This is a genomic window from Cupriavidus sp. MPR-AND1C, assembly GCF_058809705.1.
This window is the reverse complement of the sequence record NZ_JBXASU010000125.1, coordinates 1-17,718: the sequence shown is the minus strand read 5'-3', so window position 1 is coordinate 17,718 and position 17,718 is coordinate 1. Positions and strand designations below refer to the sequence as shown.

General features: G+C 67.7%; 17 protein-coding genes, 1 other RNA gene and 1 riboswitch. Of the genes, 8 read left to right on the top strand and 10 right to left on the bottom strand.

Annotated features, from left to right (window positions below; genetic code table 11):
- Positions 1-252: 252 nt before the first annotated feature.
- Positions 253-1,485 carry a PepSY-associated TM helix domain-containing protein gene (locus tag AC1RWI_RS35110; protein ID WP_052494657.1) on the bottom strand — a complete coding sequence of 411 codons (1,233 nt, stop codon included), beginning with the start codon at positions 1,483-1,485 and terminating at the stop codon, positions 253-255.
- A gap of 224 nt (positions 1,486-1,709) precedes the next feature.
- Between AC1RWI_RS35110 and AC1RWI_RS35105 the strand changes: the two genes are divergently transcribed.
- On the top strand, positions 1,710-2,291 hold the full coding sequence (locus AC1RWI_RS35105; protein WP_492870607.1) for a GNAT family N-acetyltransferase: 582 nt from the start codon (positions 1,710-1,712) through the stop codon (positions 2,289-2,291).
- Here the strand turns inward: AC1RWI_RS35105 and AC1RWI_RS35100 are convergent.
- Both AC1RWI_RS35100 and AC1RWI_RS35095 read right to left on the bottom strand, forming a co-directional pair.
- Positions 2,242-2,892: a nucleotide-binding protein gene (locus tag AC1RWI_RS35100; protein WP_043348822.1), complete on the bottom strand. Its 651-nt coding sequence runs from the start codon at positions 2,890-2,892 to the stop codon at positions 2,242-2,244. The two genes, AC1RWI_RS35105 and AC1RWI_RS35100, sit on opposite strands and share 50 nt — an antisense overlap.
- A gap of 211 nt (positions 2,893-3,103) precedes the next feature.
- On the bottom strand, positions 3,104-4,555 hold the full coding sequence (locus tag AC1RWI_RS35095; RefSeq protein WP_492870609.1) for a cobyric acid synthase: 1,452 nt from the start codon (positions 4,553-4,555) through the stop codon (positions 3,104-3,106).
- A gap of 156 nt (positions 4,556-4,711) precedes the next feature.
- On the opposite strand from AC1RWI_RS35095, the gene cobU reads away from it, so the two are divergent.
- The 4 genes from cobU to AC1RWI_RS35075 are packed head-to-tail and all read left to right on the top strand — an operon-like array spanning position 4,712 to position 8,420.
- Positions 4,712-5,422 carry a bifunctional adenosylcobinamide kinase/adenosylcobinamide-phosphate guanylyltransferase gene (gene cobU, locus AC1RWI_RS35090; protein WP_144409832.1) on the top strand — a complete coding sequence of 237 codons (711 nt, stop codon included), beginning with the start codon at positions 4,712-4,714 and terminating at the stop codon, positions 5,420-5,422.
- Complete coding sequence (cbiB, locus tag AC1RWI_RS35085) at positions 5,422-6,441, top strand: adenosylcobinamide-phosphate synthase CbiB (protein ID WP_492870608.1); 1,020 nt, start codon at positions 5,422-5,424, stop codon at positions 6,439-6,441. Before cobU ends, cbiB begins: the two co-directional genes overlap by 1 nt.
- The gene (gene cobD / locus AC1RWI_RS35080; RefSeq protein WP_492870606.1) at positions 6,438-7,490 is read left to right on the top strand and encodes a threonine-phosphate decarboxylase CobD; all 1,053 of its coding nucleotides are present in this window, start codon (positions 6,438-6,440) and stop codon (positions 7,488-7,490) included. The genes cbiB and cobD overlap by 4 nt, the downstream gene beginning before the upstream one ends.
- 6 nt (positions 7,491-7,496) lie before the next feature.
- Entirely contained in the window at positions 7,497-8,420 is a 924-nt protein-coding gene (locus AC1RWI_RS35075) for a cobalamin-binding protein (RefSeq protein ID WP_492870605.1), read from the top strand.
- A gap of 487 nt (positions 8,421-8,907) precedes the next feature.
- Here the strand turns inward: AC1RWI_RS35075 and cobC are convergent, their stop codons facing one another.
- From cobC to AC1RWI_RS35040, 7 genes are read right to left on the bottom strand one after another with little or no spacing between them, the layout of a single operon-like run.
- On the bottom strand, positions 8,908-9,483 hold the full coding sequence (gene cobC / locus AC1RWI_RS35070) for an alpha-ribazole phosphatase family protein (RefSeq protein ID WP_492870604.1): 576 nt from the start codon (positions 9,481-9,483) through the stop codon (positions 8,908-8,910).
- A complete protein-coding gene (locus AC1RWI_RS35065; RefSeq protein WP_492870603.1) occupies positions 9,468-10,232 on the bottom strand; it encodes an adenosylcobinamide-GDP ribazoletransferase in 765 nt (254 codons plus the stop codon). Before AC1RWI_RS35065 ends, cobC begins: the two co-directional genes overlap by 16 nt.
- 41 nt (positions 10,233-10,273) lie before the next feature.
- A complete protein-coding gene (gene cobT, locus AC1RWI_RS35060) occupies positions 10,274-11,314 on the bottom strand; it encodes a nicotinate-nucleotide--dimethylbenzimidazole phosphoribosyltransferase (protein WP_492870602.1) in 1,041 nt (346 codons plus the stop codon).
- Positions 11,315-11,371: 57 nt separating this feature from the next.
- The gene (gene cobO, locus AC1RWI_RS35055) at positions 11,372-12,013 is read right to left on the bottom strand and encodes a cob(I)yrinic acid a,c-diamide adenosyltransferase (RefSeq protein ID WP_043348842.1); all 642 of its coding nucleotides are present in this window, start codon (positions 12,011-12,013) and stop codon (positions 11,372-11,374) included.
- Positions 12,006-12,842 (bottom strand): ABC transporter ATP-binding protein, encoded by an 837-nt coding sequence (locus AC1RWI_RS35050; protein WP_043348847.1) that lies wholly within the window; start codon positions 12,840-12,842, stop codon positions 12,006-12,008. The genes cobO and AC1RWI_RS35050 overlap by 8 nt, the downstream gene beginning before the upstream one ends.
- Before the next feature lie 5 nt (positions 12,843-12,847).
- The gene (locus tag AC1RWI_RS35045) at positions 12,848-13,846 is read right to left on the bottom strand and encodes a FecCD family ABC transporter permease (protein WP_173430688.1); all 999 of its coding nucleotides are present in this window, start codon (positions 13,844-13,846) and stop codon (positions 12,848-12,850) included.
- Positions 13,847-13,867: 21 nt separating this feature from the next.
- On the bottom strand, positions 13,868-15,808 hold the full coding sequence (locus AC1RWI_RS35040) for a TonB-dependent receptor plug domain-containing protein (protein WP_492870601.1): 1,941 nt from the start codon (positions 15,806-15,808) through the stop codon (positions 13,868-13,870).
- A gap of 99 nt (positions 15,809-15,907) precedes the next feature.
- Positions 15,908-16,152, bottom strand: a riboswitch (cobalamin riboswitch).
- A gap of 208 nt (positions 16,153-16,360) precedes the next feature.
- Here AC1RWI_RS35040 and AC1RWI_RS35035 point away from each other — a divergent pair.
- The 3 genes from AC1RWI_RS35035 to ssrS all read left to right on the top strand — a co-directional run bounded on the left by AC1RWI_RS35035 (position 16,361) and on the right by ssrS (position 17,540).
- Positions 16,361-16,678 (top strand): hypothetical protein, encoded by a 318-nt coding sequence (locus tag AC1RWI_RS35035; RefSeq protein WP_043348857.1) that lies wholly within the window; start codon positions 16,361-16,363, stop codon positions 16,676-16,678.
- On the top strand, positions 16,675-17,016 hold the full coding sequence (locus AC1RWI_RS35030; RefSeq protein ID WP_416049477.1) for a cell division protein ZapA: 342 nt from the start codon (positions 16,675-16,677) through the stop codon (positions 17,014-17,016). The genes AC1RWI_RS35035 and AC1RWI_RS35030 overlap by 4 nt, the downstream gene beginning before the upstream one ends.
- A gap of 313 nt (positions 17,017-17,329) precedes the next feature.
- A non-coding RNA gene (gene ssrS / locus AC1RWI_RS35025) (6S RNA) lies at positions 17,330-17,540 on the top strand.
- Positions 17,541-17,718: the final 178 nt, after the last annotated feature.

Sequence of the window (17,718 nt, the reverse complement as noted above, 5' to 3'; positions counted from 1 at the left end):
GGACCCATGTCTGAGTATCGCCTCAAGGCGATGCGAGTTTGGGTCCCGGCCGCTCTTTTCGTCGAAGCCCGAGGAGGCAGTCGCCCCATCCGGCGCGCCTTCTTTGCCTACTTTCTTGGCAAGACAAAAAAGTAGGTCGCCGCCCCGCAGGGGTGGTGAAACTGCAGTTGAAGTTGAAGTTGCAGTTAAGCCCTTGAATCTGAAGCTGATTCCGCAGCCGCAGCCGCAGCCGCAGCCGCAGCCAACCAGCAATCAAACCTCCACCGCCTCCTCCCGCACCACCTTAACGCCCTTAGCGCCCTTAGCGCCGCCAGCCCTCTCCATCGTCCGCACCACATGCCGCCGATGCCCCCGCCGACGCTTCCACCAGATCAACACCCCGGTCGCGGCAAACATCAGCGGCACCACCCCGAACACCGAAATAAACGCCCGCCCCGCCAATCCGAACGCCTCCCCGGTATGCAGCGGATACATCCAGTTAAGAAAAGTATCCCCAGCCGGCGCATCCATCGGATCGCGAACCCCGAGCCGCTTGCCTGTATGGGCATCCAGCCAGAGCCGCGTAGCCCCACTGCCCTGGCGGACCTCACCCGGCTGCCGCAGCCGCACCTCAAACGGATCCCCCGCCTTGCGCGGAAAGCTGACCCGCGTCACCAGCGCCGCAGGATAAAGCGCCTGAGCCGTGCTCACGGCCTGCGCCATGCCTAGTAGCGGCGTGCCCGCGGGCGCTGCTGCCGATGCCGGCTTGCCGGGCGGCGACACCGTCATCACGCTGGCCACGATCGGCGTCACCCACTTGGGCAAATCCAGGTACCAGCCGGAAAACGCCATCGTCGCCAGCACCGGCGCCGCAAAGATGCCAGCTGTGCGATGCAGCGAGTAATTAAAACGCGACCACGAGCCGCCATGGCTGATGCGAAACGCATTGAGCACCGCGCGCGGCTTGAGCTTGGGCCACCACAGCACAACCCCGCCGATCACCAGAATCAGCAACAGCATCCCGGTGATGCCCAGGATCGTGCGGCCCGTCTCGCCAGCGAGCAGGTAGTGGTGCAACTGGAACAAGGTGGGCAGCAGCAACGGGCGCGACAGGCCGGGCTCTCCCCAGACCCGCTCGCCCTTCACTGCCAATGTGACGGGATCGACCATCACTTGGCGCGAGCGCCCGGCGTTGGGCGTGCCCTTGAGCGGGTACCACGCAATAAACACCTCATGCGGCGCGCACGGCAGCATCAGTAAGGTGGGGCGGCCATAGTGCGGGTCGGCCTGCAGCCGCTCGGCGACCGCTTGCACCGTGGCCGGCGCGACCGGCATGGGTACTTCGGCCGATGCCGTCAGCAACGCCGGGTTCAGCAGGGCATCCAGCTCATCGCGCCAGGCGATGACGGTGCCGGTCAGGCCCAGCATGACAAAGAGCAGGCCCAGCCACAAGCCGAGATACAGGTGAATCTTGACGAAAACAACGCGCAGGCGGCCGGTGACCATGGGAGGCGGGAGCAGATTTGGGGGTTGTGGAGATTGTGTTTTCGGACCCCAAGCAGGCGTGAGATGAACGCATCAAGCCGCCATAATGAGAATGCGAAAGATTCGCGATTCTAACAGGCAGGACCTGCCAGCGCGTGACAGGCGCAAGACCATGGCGAGGCTTGCCGGGATTGCGGCAGAATGTTGATCGCGCCCGTTGCGGGCCCCGGACGACTCCCTTGAAGATGACCCATTCCATCGAATTGCTGCCTGCCGGCCCGCACGATGCCGCGCTGATTGCCGATCTGCACGCGCAGAGCTGGCGCCATGCCTACAGTGGCCTGTTGCCGGCGGATTACCTGGAGCGCGAAGCGCCGGCCCAGCGCGCGCAAGCCTGGCAGGCTCGCCTGGTGGAAGGCGCAGACGGCCCGGTGGAAGTCACGCTCGTGCGCGTGGACGGCACGCCGGCCGGCTTTGCCTGCCTGCAACCCGAGGCCGAGCCGCAATATGGCGTGTATCTGGACAACTTGCATGTGATGCCGGGATGGCACGGGCTAGGGCTTGGCAAGCGTCTCTTCGCGCATTGCGCGCAGCGTGCCGCCGCTGGCTGGCCCGGGCAGCCCCTCTTTCTCTATGTGCTGGACGGCAACAGCCAGGCGCGCGAGTTCTACCGGCGCCTTGACGGCGTGGAGAGCGAGGCGTTCGACGACCAGTTTCCCGGCGCCGATCTGATCGTGGCCGTGCGCCGGGTAAGCTGGCCGTCGGTGGATGCCTTGCTCAGGCGGCTGGGCGCCTGGCCAGCGCCGGCTGCTCCAGCCAGCCGATGATCGGCTGCCACTGCTCCCAGTCCCGCGCCACGCGTGACGGCGCCACGTCCCACAGCGTCAGGCCGTGCGCGGCAAGCTGCACGTAGTTCTGGGTATCGCGCAGAAAGCCCAGCACTGGCAGCCCCAGCCCCGCGACAAAGCGCTGCAGCTGCTCGGCCGCGCGGGTGCGCAGGTCGACCCGCATGCCGATCACGCCGACCTCCACTTCGCCGTGGCGCACGCGCTTGTCATCGGCGAGCCGGGTGAGGAAATCCTGGGTGGCGAGGATATCGAACAGGGACGGTTGCAGCGGCACCACCACGCGGTGCGCCAGTTTCATCACATCGTTGAAGCGCCAGCCATGCAGGCCGGCCGGAGTATCCAGCACCACATGGGTAGTGCCTTTGGGCGGGCGCGCGATCTGGTTGGCGCTGATGTCCCAAGTGCGGATGGCCGGTGCCGAGGCCGGGCGCAAACCCAGCCAGGCTCGCGAGGATTGCTGCCGGTCCGTGTCGCCCAGCATCACGGCGTGGCCGGCGCTGGCGAAGTAGCCCGCCAGGTTGGTGGCCAGCGTGGTCTTGCCTACGCCGCCTTTGGGATTGGCGATCACGACTACGGGCATGGTTGTCTCCGCAATGGCTTTCCATGGCAGCGCTGCCGGCGGGCGCGCCGCTCCGGGTTCCGCCATGGCCCTGCCATTGGCCGCTGCCGGGCCCTGGCGGAGCGGGCCCGCGTGCGAGTTTAGCAGTTGGCGCGGCGGGCGGCCGAGCCTGCTTTGACAGCTGCTTTGACAGCCGCTTTGACAGCCGCTTTGACAGCCGCCCTGACATCCACTACGGCGCCTGCAGCGGCGCCAGCAAGGCACCCATGTCAAGGTGCGCGACGAGCGTGTCCGCCAGGCGCTCCAGCGAGGCCTCGCGCAGCGCGGCCAGGTCGACGCCCTCCGCCCGCGCCAGCCCGGCCCAGCGCAACAGTGCGCCGCAAGCCTGCGGCTGGTCGAACAGCCCGTGCACGTAGGAGGCCAGCACCTGCCCGTCCTCCGATTGCGCACCGTCCGGGCGCTCGCTTTCCAGCCATAGCGCCGGGCGCGCCAGCGCGGGGCCTGTGGTCACGCCCATATGGATCTCGTAGCCCTGCACGGTGGCCTCGGTGGCGCCATCCAGCGCCAGCCTGCCGCTCACCACGCGCAACTGCTTGTGCGGCGCCAGCACGGTGTCGTAATCGAGCAGGCCAAAGCCTTCGCTGCTGCCGGCCTTGCCTTCGTTGCCTGCCGGGTCATCCACGCGCCGGCCCAGCATCTGCATGCCGCCGCAAATACCGATGACCTTGCCGCCATAGCGCAGGTGCCGCAGCAAGGCTGGCTCCCAGCCATTGGCACGCAGGAAAGCCAGGTCGGCACGCACGCTCTTGCTGCCCGGCAACACGATCAGGTCCGCCGGCGGGATCGGCATGCCGGGGCCAATAAAGCGCAGGTCCACCTGCGGATGCGCGCGCAGCGCATCGAAATCCGTGTGATTGGAAATGCGCGGCAACACCGGCACGATCACGCGCAGCAGTTCGCCCCGCTTGGCCGCCTGCGCACCGATGATGGCGTCCTCGGCATCCAGGTGCAAGCCGTGCAGGTAGGGCAGCACGCCCAGCACGGGCTTGCCGGTGCGCGCCTCCAGCCAGTCCAGCCCGGGCTGCAGCAGCGCGATATCGCCGCGGAAGCGGTTGATGATGAAGCCCTTGATGCGCGCGCGCTCCGACGCCGACAGGCAGTCCAGCGTGCCCACCAGATGGGCGAACACGCCGCCGCGGTCGATGTCGGCCACCAGCACCACCGGGCAATCCACCGCTTCGGCAAAACCCATATTGGCGATGTCGCGCTCGCGCAGGTTGATCTCCGCCGGGCTGCCAGCGCCTTCCACCATCACCACCTCGTAGGCGCTGGACAGACGCTGGTGCGAGGCCAGCACCGCCTGCATCGCCACCGGCTTGTAGGCGTGATAGGCCCGCGCGTCCAGGTCCATCCGCGCCTGGCCGTGGATGATGATCTGAGCGCCCGTATCGCTGCTCGGCTTGAGCAGCACCGGGTTCATATCGGTGTGCGGCGCCAGCCCGGCGGCGGCGGCCTGCAAGGCCTGGGCGCGCCCGATCTCGCCACCGTCCGCGGTGACCGCGCTGTTGAGCGCCATGTTCTGCGGCTTGAACGGGACCACGCGCACGCCGGCGCGCGCCAGCACCCGGCACAGGCCCGCCACTAGCGTGCTCTTGCCCGCGTCGGAAGTGGTGCCCTGCACCATCAAGGTACCGCGCAAGCCACCCGGCAATGCCGCGCCAGCGGCTTCGGAGGAATTTTTTTGCATCGTGGGATTATCGCATCGGCGGCCAGCGGCGCTGCCCTGTGCGCTGGCCAATGCGGGCGTGCGATCCATGGATGCGCCCGCTACAATACCCGGATGACCCCGGCCAACGCTTCCGCCACCGCCACCGAGCCCGTGCGCGCATCCACCCATGCGCCGGCCAGCGAACGCTCGCCCCAGGCTGCACCCGCGCCGCACGCCGCTGCCGTCCCGGGCCGCGCGCGCCAGCTCACGCTGGTGCTGGGCGGCGCGCGCTCCGGCAAGAGCCACTTTGCCGAGCAGATGGCCGCCGACCATGCCGCTGCCACCGGCGGCCCCGTTACCTATATCGCTACCGCACGCCACGGCCAGGACAGCACCGACGAAGAGATGGAGGTGCGCATCGCGCTGCACCGCGCGCGGCGCCCGGCCGAGTGGGGCCTGGTCGAAGCGCCGCTGCATCTGGCGGATGCGCTATATACCCATGCCACCCACGATGGCTGCATACTGGTCGACTGCGTCACGCTGTGGCTCAACAACCTGCTGTTCCTCGATGCGCGCAGTTACCCCGAGCATGGCCTGGTAACGCCACCGGCCGCCTTCACCGAGGAAATCGACGCGCTGCTGTCTGCGCTGCCCACCCTGCCCGGGCATGTGATCCTGGTCTCCAACGAGATCGGCTTCGGCGTGGTGCCGATGGGCGCCATCACCCGCTTCTATGTCGACGAGCTGGGCCGCCTGAACCAGAAGCTGGCCGCCGCCGCGGACCGCGTGCGCCTGCTGGTGGCCGGTATCCCTGTCAGCGTGAAAGGCGCCGACCCGGCGTGATGTCGTGGCTGCCATCGCTGCCATCGCTGCCATCGCTGTCCTCATGGTGGCCGTTTCCCCTATTCAGCTGGCAAGCCTGCGTGGCCGCGGCCGCGGCCGGCGTCTTGCTGGACCAATGGCTGGGCGAGCCGCGCCGCTGGCATCCGCTGGTTGGCTTCGGCCGCCTTGCCGCAGCACTTGAGCGCCGCCTGAACCGCGGCCAGGCCGGCGCGCCGCTGCGTCAGCGGCTCACCGGCCTGGCCGCCTGGGCGCTGATGGTGCTGGTGCCGGCCGCGCTGGCCGCGCTGCTGGTGCATGCCGCCGCGCAGTTCAGCACGGCGCTGGCGTGGCTGCTGCAAGCGCTGGCACTCTACGCGGCACTGGGCGCGCGCAGCCTGGCCCAGCATATTGCGCCGATCGCCACGGCGCTCACGCAGGGCAATCTCGCCGATGCGCGCCAGCTCACGGCACGCATCGTCTCGCGCGACACCACCGACGCGGATACCGAAGCGCTGGCCCGCGCCGCCTGCGAATCGGCGCTGGAGAATGGCAACGACGCCATCTTCGGCGCCTTGTTCTGGTTCCTGGTCGGCGGCGCGCCCGCCGTGGTCGCCTATCGCCTGGCCAACACGCTCGATGCGATGTGGGGCTACCGCACGCCGCGCCTGCTGTATTTCGGCTGGGCGGCTGCGCGGCTTGACGATGTGCTCAACCTGGCGCCCGCCCGCCTGACCGCGCTCTCGTACGCGCTGCTCGGGCGCACTGCCCAGGCGCTGCGCTGCTGGCGCGCGCAGGCACCGGCATGGTCCAGCCCCAATGCGGGCCCGGTCATGGCGGCCGGCGCCGGTGCCGTCGGCGTGGCGCTGGGCGGCCCCGCCCGCTATCACGGCGAATGGGAAGAGCGCCCGCCGCTGGGCATGGGCCACGCGCCGGGCGCGGCCGATGTACATGCCTGCCTGCGCCTTGTTCAGCGCACGCTATGGCTGTGGCTGGCCGCTTGCGGCGCCAGCGCCGCCCTTCTCCACTACGGCTTAGCATGAGTACTCCGATCCGCCACGGCGGCGACCTGCTCGCCGCCGCGCGCCGCCATGGCCGCCCGGTCGAAGACTGGCTCGATCTTTCCACCGGCATCAACCCGGACGGCTATCCCGTGCCAGCCCTGCCCGCCGACGCGTGGCTGCGGCTGCCGCAGGATGACGACGGCCTGGCCGAGCTGGCCGCGCAGGCCTACGGCGCGCCGCGCGCGCTGCCGGTGGCCGGCTCGCAGGCCGCCATCCGCACGCTGCCGCAGCTGCTCAGGCCCGGGCGCGTTGGCGTGGCGGTGCAGGGATACAGCGAATACGCTCCCGCCTTCGCCCGCGCGGGGCATGAGGTTGTGCCGCTCGCGGAGACGGATTTCGCCCGTGCGGACCTGGCCGCGCAGCTCGATCACCTCGTGGTGGTGAACCCGAACAACCCAACCGGGCGCACGCTCGCGCAAGCCACGCTGCGGGCATGGCACGCGGATCTCGCCGCACGTGGCGGCACGCTGCTGCTCGACGAAGCTTTCATGGATTGCACACCCGAGCGCTCGCTGGCCGCGCTGGCGGATCGCCCCGGCATGGTGGTGCTGCGCTCGCTGGGCAAGTTCTACGGCCTGGCCGGCGTGCGCTGCGGCTTTGTGCTGGCCGAGCCTATATTGCTGGCAGCGCTGGCCGACCAGCTCGGCCACTGGACCGTGGCCGGCCCCGCACGCGCGGTGGCGCGCCTGTCCCTGGCCGATCGCACCTGGCAGGCCGCCACGCGCGACCGTTTGCAACAAGCCGGCATCCGGCTCGCGACACTGTTGCGCAAGCACGGCCTGACGCCCGTGGGACGCCCCTTGTTCAGCTGGGTACCGCATGCCGATGCCGCGCGCCTGCACGAAGCGCTCGCGCGGCAAGGCGTGTGGACGCGACTGTTCGACGCGCCGCCGGGCATCCCTGGCGCGTTGCCAAGCCTGCGCCTGGGTTTGCCACCAGCGCAGGAGCCCGCATGGCAACGGCTCGACGCGGCACTGGCTCAAGCCCTTGCAACAACGTGCTCCGACACCAGCATCCAATCCAGCTAACACCCGATGACCCCTACCTCGATCACTACCCGTGCCCTGCTGGCCCTCACCACGCTGCTGGGCAGCGTCCTTTGCAGCCACGCCGGCGCCGCCGTATCCGTGGTCGATGACGCCGGCCAGACCGTCACGCTGGACCAGCCCGCGCGCCGCGTGATCTCGCTCGCGCCGCACGTCACCGAAATGCTCTACGCCGCCGGCGGCGGCTCGCGCATCGTCGGCACCGTAAGCTACAGCGACTACCCGCCACAGGCCCGCGACATCCCGCGCGTCGGCGACAACAAGGCGCTGGATCTGGAACGCATCGCCGCGCTCAAGCCCGACCTGATCGTGGTGTGGCGCCACGGCAATGCGCAGAAACAAACCGACCGCCTGCGCGCGCTCGGCCTGCCGCTGTTCTACAGCGAGCCGCGCAAGCTCGAAGGCATCCCCAGCAACATCGAAAGAATGGGCGTGCTGCTCGGCGCCGAGCCCACCGCCAACAGCGCCGCCACCAGCTTTCGCCAGCAGATCGACAAGCTGCGCCAGACCTATGCGGCGCGTGCGCCGGTGACGGTGTTCTACCAGGTATGGCAACAACCCCTGATGACGCTCAGCGGCCAGCACCTGATCAGCGACGTGCTCGCGCTATGCGGCGGGCGCAACCTGTTCGCCAACGAAGCGCTGCTGGTGCCGACGGTCTCGGTGGAATCCGTGGTAGCCGGCAATCCGGAAGTCATGATGACTGCCAGCATGGGCGCGACCCGCTCCGACCGGCCGCTGCCGGACTTCGCCATGTGGGAACGCTGGAAACAGGTAACCGCCGTGGCGCGTGGCAACCTCTACGCCATCGACGGCGACCTGGTCAACCGAGCCGGCCCACGCATCGCCCAAGGCGCGCAGGTCGTGTGCAAGGACCTGGACGACGCGCGGCGCAAACGGCCAGCGCAATAGGAGCAAGACAGGTCAAGGGTCAGGCCTGACATCCCGTACTTGACGAACGCCCGCCCTCTCCCACAAGTGGGAGAGTGGAGCCAACCAACGGCAAAATCAACCAACTGTGGTAGCCGTGTTTCCCGCCCGAAGGGGCGGGAAACACCCACGGCGATGCGAAGCGAGCCGTGGGGGTGTGCCAAGGCCGTATGGGGCGCCTCGGGATTCGGCGAAAAGAGCGGAAAAGAGGGACCCATGTCTGAGTATCGCCTTAAGGCGATGCGAGTTTGGGTCCCGGCCGCTCTTTTCGTTGGATCACGAGGGGAAGTCGCCCCATCCGGCGCGCCTTCTTTGCCTACTTTCTTGGCAAGACAAGAAAGTAGGTCGCCGCCCCGCAGGGGTGGTGAAACCGCAGTTGAAGTTGCCCTTGACGTTAAGCCGTTGCAGTTAGGCAGTTAGGCAGTTAGGCAGTTAAGCAGTTGCAGTTGCCATTGCCACCCCCAAAACCTCAAACCCGATTCCACCACCGCAACCTCGCCACACCCCCCCCCAACATAAACCGGCAACTCGCCCCATAACCAAGATCCCACCCCAGCGTAGTAGCCAGCGGCACCCCGAGCCAGTGCGCCGCCAGCATACGCATCGGCCCCGCATGCGCAACAACCCACAGCCGGTCCGGCGCATCCACCGGCAAGGCATCGGCCCAAGCCGCCACACGCGCCATCGCCTGCGCGACGGTCTCGCCCCCATGAGGCCGCGCATGCAGCAGATCCGCAGCCCACGCATCGAGCTCGGCGCGCGGCACGGCGTCCCATGCGAGGCCTTCCCAACGGCCAAAATCGAGTTCGCGCAACTGCGCATCGGCTTGCGGCACCACCCCGAAATCCCGCGCAAGCAAATCAGCCGTCGCGCGAGCCCGCGCCATCGTGCTGCAAACAATGCGCTGCGGCGCAAGGCCATCGAGCGCCAGCAGCATGCGAGCAGGCTCGGGCAAAACGGGCTGCGCCAGCGGCAGGTCAAGCGCGCCGTAGCAGATCCCTTGCGCAACCTCAGGCGCCGCGTGGCGGATCAGGACCAGGTCCATGCCGCCGCCACCAGATAGATCAACAACTCGGCCAGCTGCTGCGCCATGCCGAGGCAATCGCCGGTGTAGCCGCCAATGCGGCGAACAAAGTAGCGTCCCAGCAAAAAGCGCAGCGCCACCAAGGCAACGATCACCACAGCGGCAAACAGCGGCGACACCAGCAGCAGCGGCAAGGCACCGCAAAGCAGCGTGAAACCCAGCCCGATGCCGGACAGCCGCTGCGCCACCGGCTTGGCCTTGCCTTCGGCACGCACGTAGTCCAGCGTGGCAAGATAGCTCACCGCCATGGCGCGGCTGGCCGCATGCGCGGCCACCAGCACCAGCAGCAACGCCACCATGCCGCTGCGCGCGGCAATCGCCACCAGCAACTGCCACTTCAGCAGCAACGCCACCACCAGCGCGATGGCGCCGAATGCCCCGATGCGCGAGTCGTGCATGATGCGCAGCACGTCCTCGCGCCGGTAGCCACCGCCGAAGGCATCCACGCAGTCGGCCAGGCCGTCCTCGTGAAAAGCACCGGTGGTCAGCAGCGTCACGGCCATGCCCAGCAGCAAGGCCACGCCCGGCGGCCACCATTGCAGCGCGCCCCAGCTAGCCAGCGCGCCCAGCATGCCGACCAGCAACCCCACCAGCGGAAAATAGCGCGCCGCCGCGTTCAGGTAGTGCGGCGCAAAGCCGACCCAGCGCGGCACCGGCACCCGCGTGAAGTAGCCGACGGCGGTCAGGAAGTAGCGAAGTTCGTCGAGCATGGGCAGGTGCGTTGGACCAGGTAGCGGGAGCGTGCCGCGGTCTACGACGACGCGGTGCTGACGCCGGCCGCGCCGAAGGTAGCCATCTCGCGCAGGAAGGCTGCGGCGGATGCGACCAGCGGATAGGCCAGCGCGGCGCCGGTGCCCTCGCCCAGGCGCAGGTCCAGCGCCAGCAGAGGCTCGGCGCCGAAATGATCCAGCAGGCGCCGGTGGCCGTGCTCGTGCGAGCAATGCGAGAACACGCAGTATTCCAGCACCTCGGGCGCGAGGCGCTGCGCCACCAGCAGCGCGGCCGAGGCGATAAAGCCATCGACCAGGATCACCATGCGGCTGGCGGCCGCGGCCAGGAAGGCACCGGTCATCATGGCGATCTCGAAGCCGCCGAAGGCGGCCAGTGCGTCGAGCGGCGCCACCGCGTCAGCGTGCAGCGCCAGCGCCTGCGCCAGCACCGCGCGCTTGCGCGCGAGGCCCGCATCGTCCAGGCCGGTGCCGCGGCCGATGCAATCCTCGATCGGTGTATCGGTAAGCCGGCTCACCAGGCAAGCGGCCGACGAGGTGTTGGCAATGCCCATCTCGCCAAAGCCAATCACATTGCTGCCCTGCTGCGCGTGGCGCAGCACGCGCGCCATGCCGGCGGTGAGCGCCGCCTGCACCTGCTCCGCGCTCATGGCGCGCTCAACGGCAAAATTGCGCGTGCCCGCGGCAATGCGGCAGTTGACCAGCCCGGGCGCGGACGGCAGCGGCGCGCGCACCCCCGCGTCCACCACTTCCAGTGCCAGCCCGTGCAGGCGCGAAAACACATTGATGGCGGCGCCCCCGGCCAGGAAGTTGAGCACCATCTGCGCCGTGACCTCGGCCGGATAGGCGCTCACGCCGGCATCGGCCACGCCGTGGTCCCCGGCGAACACGATCACCGCGGGACGCTTGAGCTCCGGCATGCCACTGCCGGTAATCAGGCCGATCTGCAAGGCCAGGTCTTCGAGCCGGCCGAGCGCGCCGAGCGGCTTGGTCTTGGCATCGATGGCGGCTTGCAAGGTCGGGCGCAGGGAGGCGTCGAGCGGGGCGATGGCGGGTAACTGCATGGTATTTCTTGGCGTGGCTGAGAAAAGAATCGATTCGCTGGAACAAGAATAGACGTTTTACATCTCGACGCCACGTTGGGCCTTGATGCCTTGCTGAAACGCATGCTTGACCGGCGTCATGTCCGTCACGGTATCCGCCGCCTCGATCAGCGCGGGCGGCGCGCCACGGCCGGTGATGACCACGTGCTGCATCGGCGGGCGGGCACGCAGGTCGGCGATGACGGTGTCGACATCCAGGTAGTGCAGCTTGAGCGCGATATTGAGCTCGTCCAGCAGCACCAGCCCGATCGACGGGTCGCGCAGCAGCGAGCGCGCCACCTCCCACGCGGCCTGGGCCTTGGCCACGTCGCGTGCGCGATCCTGCGTCTCCCAGGTGTAGCCTTCGCCCATCACATGGAAGGCGCACTGCTCCGGAAAGCGCCGCAGGAACAGTTCCTCGCCGCTGGGAATCGCGCCTTTGATGAATTGCACCACGCCGGCCTGCATGCCATGGCCAAGCGCGCGCACCACCATGCCAAAGCCGGAGCTGGACTTGCCCTTGCCGTTGCCGGTGGTGATGACGATCACGCCGCGCTCGTCCTGCGCCGCGGCGATCTTGGCGTCCACGACATCCTTCTTGCGCAGCATGCGCGCCTTGTGCCGCTCGTCGCGGGCGGCATCTTCCGACGTGGAAGTTTCAATAGCTTTGGGTTCAGTCATGTTGGGTTTCGTCTGGTGCGGGAGAAGGCGCCCCGTCGGCAATCAGCGCGGTATGGCGGCCGTCGCTGACGCTGACAATGGGCGTGCGCAGCGCGTGCGAGCAATGCGCGGGGGTCAGGACCTGAGCTGCGGGGCCATGCAGGCACAGGCCGTCTTCGGCCAGCAGCAAAGCATGGGTCGCGTAGCGCCGCGCCAGGTTAAGGTCGTGCAGGATCACCACGATGGCGTGGCGGCCGGCGCGTGTCAGCCGGGCCAGCGTTTCCAGCACCATGATCTGGTGGCGCAGGTCGAGGTGGGCGGCGGGTTCGTCCAACATCAGCAGCGGCGCCTGTTGCGCCAGCGTGGCGGCCAGCGAAACGCGCTGGCGCTCGCCGCCGGACAGGGTCAGCACATCGCGCCCGGCCAGCGCATCGAGATCCATCTCGCGCATCACTGCCGCAACCACCGCGTCGTCCTCGCGGCCGGCCCAGCCCCAGCCGGAGAGATGCGGGTGACGGCCCACCGCCACGGCGTCGCGCACCGACATCGAGAAGGTGTCGTGCACCGCCTGAGGCAGGTAGGCGCGGCGCAATGCCAGGGCCGCGGGCGGCGTCTCCAGCGGCGCGCGGCCATCCAGCAGCACCACGCCGCCGTCCGGCTTGCGCAGCCCGGCCAGCACCGACATCAGCGTGGACTTGCCGACACCGTTCGGACCCACGACGCACCACAGCTCGCCCGCCTGCATGGACAGGCTCAAGCCATCAAGCAACGCACGCGCGCCGGCGCGCAACTGCAAGGACTGCAGCACCAGCGAAGGACAAGCGCAGACGGGTTCGTTCCAGGTCGGCATGGTAGTCAGCGCGGCCTGCGCAACAGGAGAAAGAGAAAGGTCGGCACGCCCAGCAGCGCTGTGATCACGCCCACCGGCAACTGCGCCGGCGCAATCACCGTGCGCGCCACCAGGTCGGCCGCCATCAGCAGCGTGCCGCCCAGCAAGGCCGAGGCAGGCAACATCAGGCGTTGGTCATTGCCCCAGGCAAGGCGCACCAGGTGCGGCACCACCAGCCCGACAAAGCCGATCGAGCCGGCCGAGGTAATGGCCACCGCGATCGCCAGCGAGGCCAGCACGAACACCGACAGGCGCACCGCGCCGACACGCACGCCCAGCGCCTGCGCCACGGTCTCGCCCATCAGCATGGCATTGAGCGAACGCGCCATCGGCATGGCCAGCAGCACGGCCAGCGCCAGCGCACCCAGCGCAAGGCCGTAGCTGGCGGTGCCGCCCAGGTCGCCGGTCAGCCAGAACAGCATGCCGCGCAACCGGGCCTCGGGCGCCACGCTCAGGATCAGGGTAATCAGCGCGCCCCAGCCGGCGGCCAGGATCACGCCGGTCAGCAGCAGGCGCGAGCCGGCCTCATGATGCCCGCCCTGCACCTGCGGATGCAGCAGGTCGCGCCGCGCCAGCGTGGCCACCAGCACCATCGAGAACAGCGCGCCGCCGGCCGCGCCGGCCTGCACCGTCCACAGTGGCCACATCATCAGCATGGCGGTGAGCGCACCGGTGGCCGCGCCGCCCGATACGCCGAGCACATAGGGCTCGGCCAGCGGATTGCGCAGCAGCACCTGCATCAGCGCGCCGGTCAGCGCCAGCAGGCCGCCGCACGCGAACGCCGCGGCCGCGCGCGGCAGCCGCAGCTCACGCACGATGGCCCCAGCGGTATCGTCGGCGCCGCCGCACAGCGCGTGCCAGACCTGCGCACCCGACAACGGCACGCTGCCCACCGCCAGCGACAGCAGGAACACCGCCACGCCGGCGGCGGCAAGCATCAGCCAGATGGCTAGCGCGCGGCGCATGTCAGGCAGCCATCCTCATTGTCATTTCTGACGCCAGCCCAGCGTGACAAAGCCGGCGCGTCCCTGCGTGTTGAAGGGATAGGCGAGCTGGTAGTTCTTGTCGAACAGGTTTTCCACACGGGCGGCCACGAACCATTGCTTGTCGATGTTATAGCGGGCATTGAGGTTGACGATACCGTATCCGCCCAACGTGCGCGAGCCACTATCCATGCGCGTCGAGGAGATGATCCACTCGCCGCCCAGGCGGAAGGCGCCAAACTGGCGGCCCACGTCGAAGGCGGCATGGCGGCGTGCGCGGCGCAGCAGCTGCGTATTGCTCTGCTCATCCACCGGATTCTGGAAGGTGATGCTCGCGCCCACGTCGGTGCCCATCAGCTTGGCGCGCCAGGAGGCTTCGATGCCTTGCACCTTGGCCTTGTTGACATTCTGCGCCAGGTACAGGCCGTTGGGCTGCAGCGCCGAGGTGATCAGGTTGTCGTAGCGGGTCTCGAACGCGGTCACGCGCAGCAGGCCGGCGGCATCGGTGTTGTATTGCGCGCCCAGCTCGAACGACTTGGCGCGCTCGGGCTTGATGCTCGGCTGGCCGTAGCCGGGATAGTAAAGCTCGTTGAACGTCGGCGCGCGGAAGGCGTTGCTGGCGTTGGCGATCAGCTTGAACGCATTGGTCAGGTTATAGCCATAGCCGGCGAAGTAGCTGGCCTGGCTGCCGAAGTCCGAGTAATGGTCGTTGCGCACATTGAGCTGCAACTGATGCTTGCCCAAGCGCCCGTCGTAGCCGCCAAACACCGAGGTCACGTTGCGGTTGGGCGCGGCATAGGCGCTGGAATCGAACTCCTGCTGCAGGTATTCGGTGCCGAACAGCAAGGTGTGCGTGGGCGCCAGCGCGTATTCGTTCTGCCAGGTGTACTGGCGGTTGCGTGTATTGAAGCGGCTGTCGAACAGGCCATTCTTGGTGTTCTCGCTGCGATCCTCGCTCTGGGCCACCTTGAAGTGCGTGCTCCAGTCACGGGTAATCTTGCCGTTGACAAAGGCGGATACCGTGTAAAGCTCGCTGTTCATCCACCAGACATCGGTAGGCTTGCCCGTCGTGCTGTCGTAGGAGAGCTTGCTCTTCGAATAGTAGGCGGTGACGCCGGCGTCCCAGTCGCTGGTGAAGCGATGCTTGACCTGGCCCGAAACGCTCTTGTTGTCGTAGGGGTTGTCGTTGGGATTGGCCTTGGGCTGCTGCTTGGTGTTGATGGCCGAGAAGCCGTCGGTCTTGATGGCCGAGCCGGTGATATTGAATGAGGTGTCGCCAACTTGGCCGCCATAGCCCACCGTGCCCTGGCGCGTATTGTTGCTGCCGTACTCGATCTGCGCGTTGGCCGCCGGGGCCTGGCCCGCGCCGCTCTTGGTGAAGATCTGCACCACGCCGCCGATCGCGTCCGAGCCGTACAGCGCGGAGACGTTGCCCCGCACGATCTCGATATGGTCGATCTGGTCGGGCAGGATGTTCGACAACTGGGCCGTGCCGCTGCTGGCCGACGAGACGCGCACGCCATCGATCAGGATCAGCGTCTGGTTGCCGTTGGCGCCGCGCATGAACAGGGTGGTATTGGAACCCAGGCCACCATTGGCGGCAAACTCCACGCCGGCCTGCGTGCGCAGCAGCGAGCGCAGATCGATCGCCTGCGAGTTGACGATGTCCTGCTGGGTCACCACGGTAGTGTGCGGCAGCGCCTCGGTGATCGGCTGGGCAGTGCGGTTGGCACTGACCACCACCGGCGCAAGCTGCGCGTCAGCAGCCGGCTGCACGGCGGCAGCCTCGCTGGCCTGAGCCATGGCGGCGCCGGGCGCGCACACGGCGAGCAGGGCCAGCAAGGCGACGGGCGTGGCGCAAACTTGTCGGGAGACAGAAACGGGGGCGGTCTTGTGGCGCGCCGGCAATGCCGGACGGCTCGACCTGTAAGACGATGAGCGCATGATGCGAATTGTGGGAGAGAGCAGCCTGGTCCGTTCCCCCGCGGACCAATTGGCGACGAAGCGCGCCGCTGGCTGGCGCGGCAAGAAGCTGCGGGAGGGCGGCGCACTCTCGTTCAGGCCGGTATCCGGGCTGACGACACCAGTCCGACCGCCTTCCCGAACCTTGCGGTTCAGTGGCTGAGTGGTCGGCCTTGCGATCTTGCGATCACGGTCGCTTACCGTTGCGGGGGCAGCACAGGTTGGCTCGGCCCCGCCCTGGCGGCGGTGGCTGGCTCCCTGTTTCCCGTTGAACTGCAACCCTGTAGTGAATAGGATTACGAGCACCTGGAACGTGCGCGAGTGTAGGCAGTTTCGAGGCAAGCGTCAATGCCGCGGCAAAACACAGGGAAAGCGCCTGGAAACAGGCATAAAGCCGTCGCCACGGATGCCGTTAAACGACGATGCATGCAACTTCGGCGCGCAGGCCCGGTCACACACGGCTGCGTTCGCCGTCCGCACGATAGCGCTTGGGCTAAAATCCCAAAACCCGAGACCCTAGACATGACAGGCTCTATGCTCACCGAACTCGAACAACTCGCCGCCAAGATCGGGCGTGTGCTGCACCATGCCGATACCCTGGCGGCGGAGAACCAGCGGCTGCGCGAGGAGATCGAACGCCTGCAGGCCGACGCCAGCCGGCTGCGCGGCGACCGTGAAGCCATGGCCGCCGACCGCGAGCTGCTCAATATCAAGATCGAGGAAGCGCAGTTGCGCATCCAGTCGATCCTGGACAAGCTGCCCACCGCCAGCGACGCCCGCCAGCTCGACCTGCTGGGCGAAGGCGATGCGGCCAGCCGCGCCGAACAGAAGGCACCCGGAGAAAACGCATGAGCAATAAGCAAGTCGAAGTCAACATTGCCGGCCAGTCCTACCGGTTCGCCATTGCCGCCGACAACGAGGCCGCGCTGCTGGAGGCCGTGGCACTGGTAGACGGCCAGATGACCCGGCTCAAGGGCGGGGTATCCGCCAAGGGCGTGGAACGCGTTGCCGTGATGGCCGCGATCAGCATCGCCTCGGACCTGCTCTCGCTCAAGCGCAAGCAGCAAGAAGATGGCGCGATTCCCGTTGATGCAGTGCGTGCGCGCATTCGCGAGCTGAACGAGCGCGCGGACGAAGCCCTGCGCCAGTACGCGCATGTGGGCACCAATTCGCCCGTGCCGCGCAACTGATGCCCTGCCCTGCGCCGGCGGTGTACCGCACGGCACAGGCAGGCGGCGATACGCTCGCGATTTCGGCCCGATGTGCCCCACATGCCGCGCGCGTCAGCAAAATGTAACGACACGCAAAGACGGGCTTGGTATGGAAAGCCTCGCGGTGTATAGTGGAGCCAAGCCGCACCAAGCCACATAGTTGCGGCACCTTAGGTCGGGTTATCGCGCCTGACCGCCGTTTTCATCCCATCCAAGTTAGAAACGGCAAACGTCTGACAGCCATGCCAAAGCAGTACGCGTTTGGCAGCGCAAGAAAGTCAGACGTTTGACAGTTTCCCTGCCTGGTTCGTCAGGATCATATTCCTTGAACCGATAAGCATTTGTTGGTGCGGGATTATGCCGTGTGGGCGAGCGCGTCGCATGGTTCATAGTTGCAGTCCGGACTCCCTGAACCGGTGATGTACCCGAAATGCGGCTTCCGCAGCCACTCTGAACCTCACTTGGGTTCAGGATGCCGATCCAGCGGCCGAGGCGGGGACCCCTCTAAAGGCGGTGGTTATTCAACCACCGCCTTTTCCTTTTGTGCCGCAGGTTGACCTGCGTTGCCTCTGCAGTGCCCTCCCTCTGTTTTTGCGCCGCGGCCCACATCCGCCAGACGGTTTTCTTTTGGCCGTGCTTGCTGCACCATATCGCTGTCGCCAACGTCACGCCCGCCCTGCC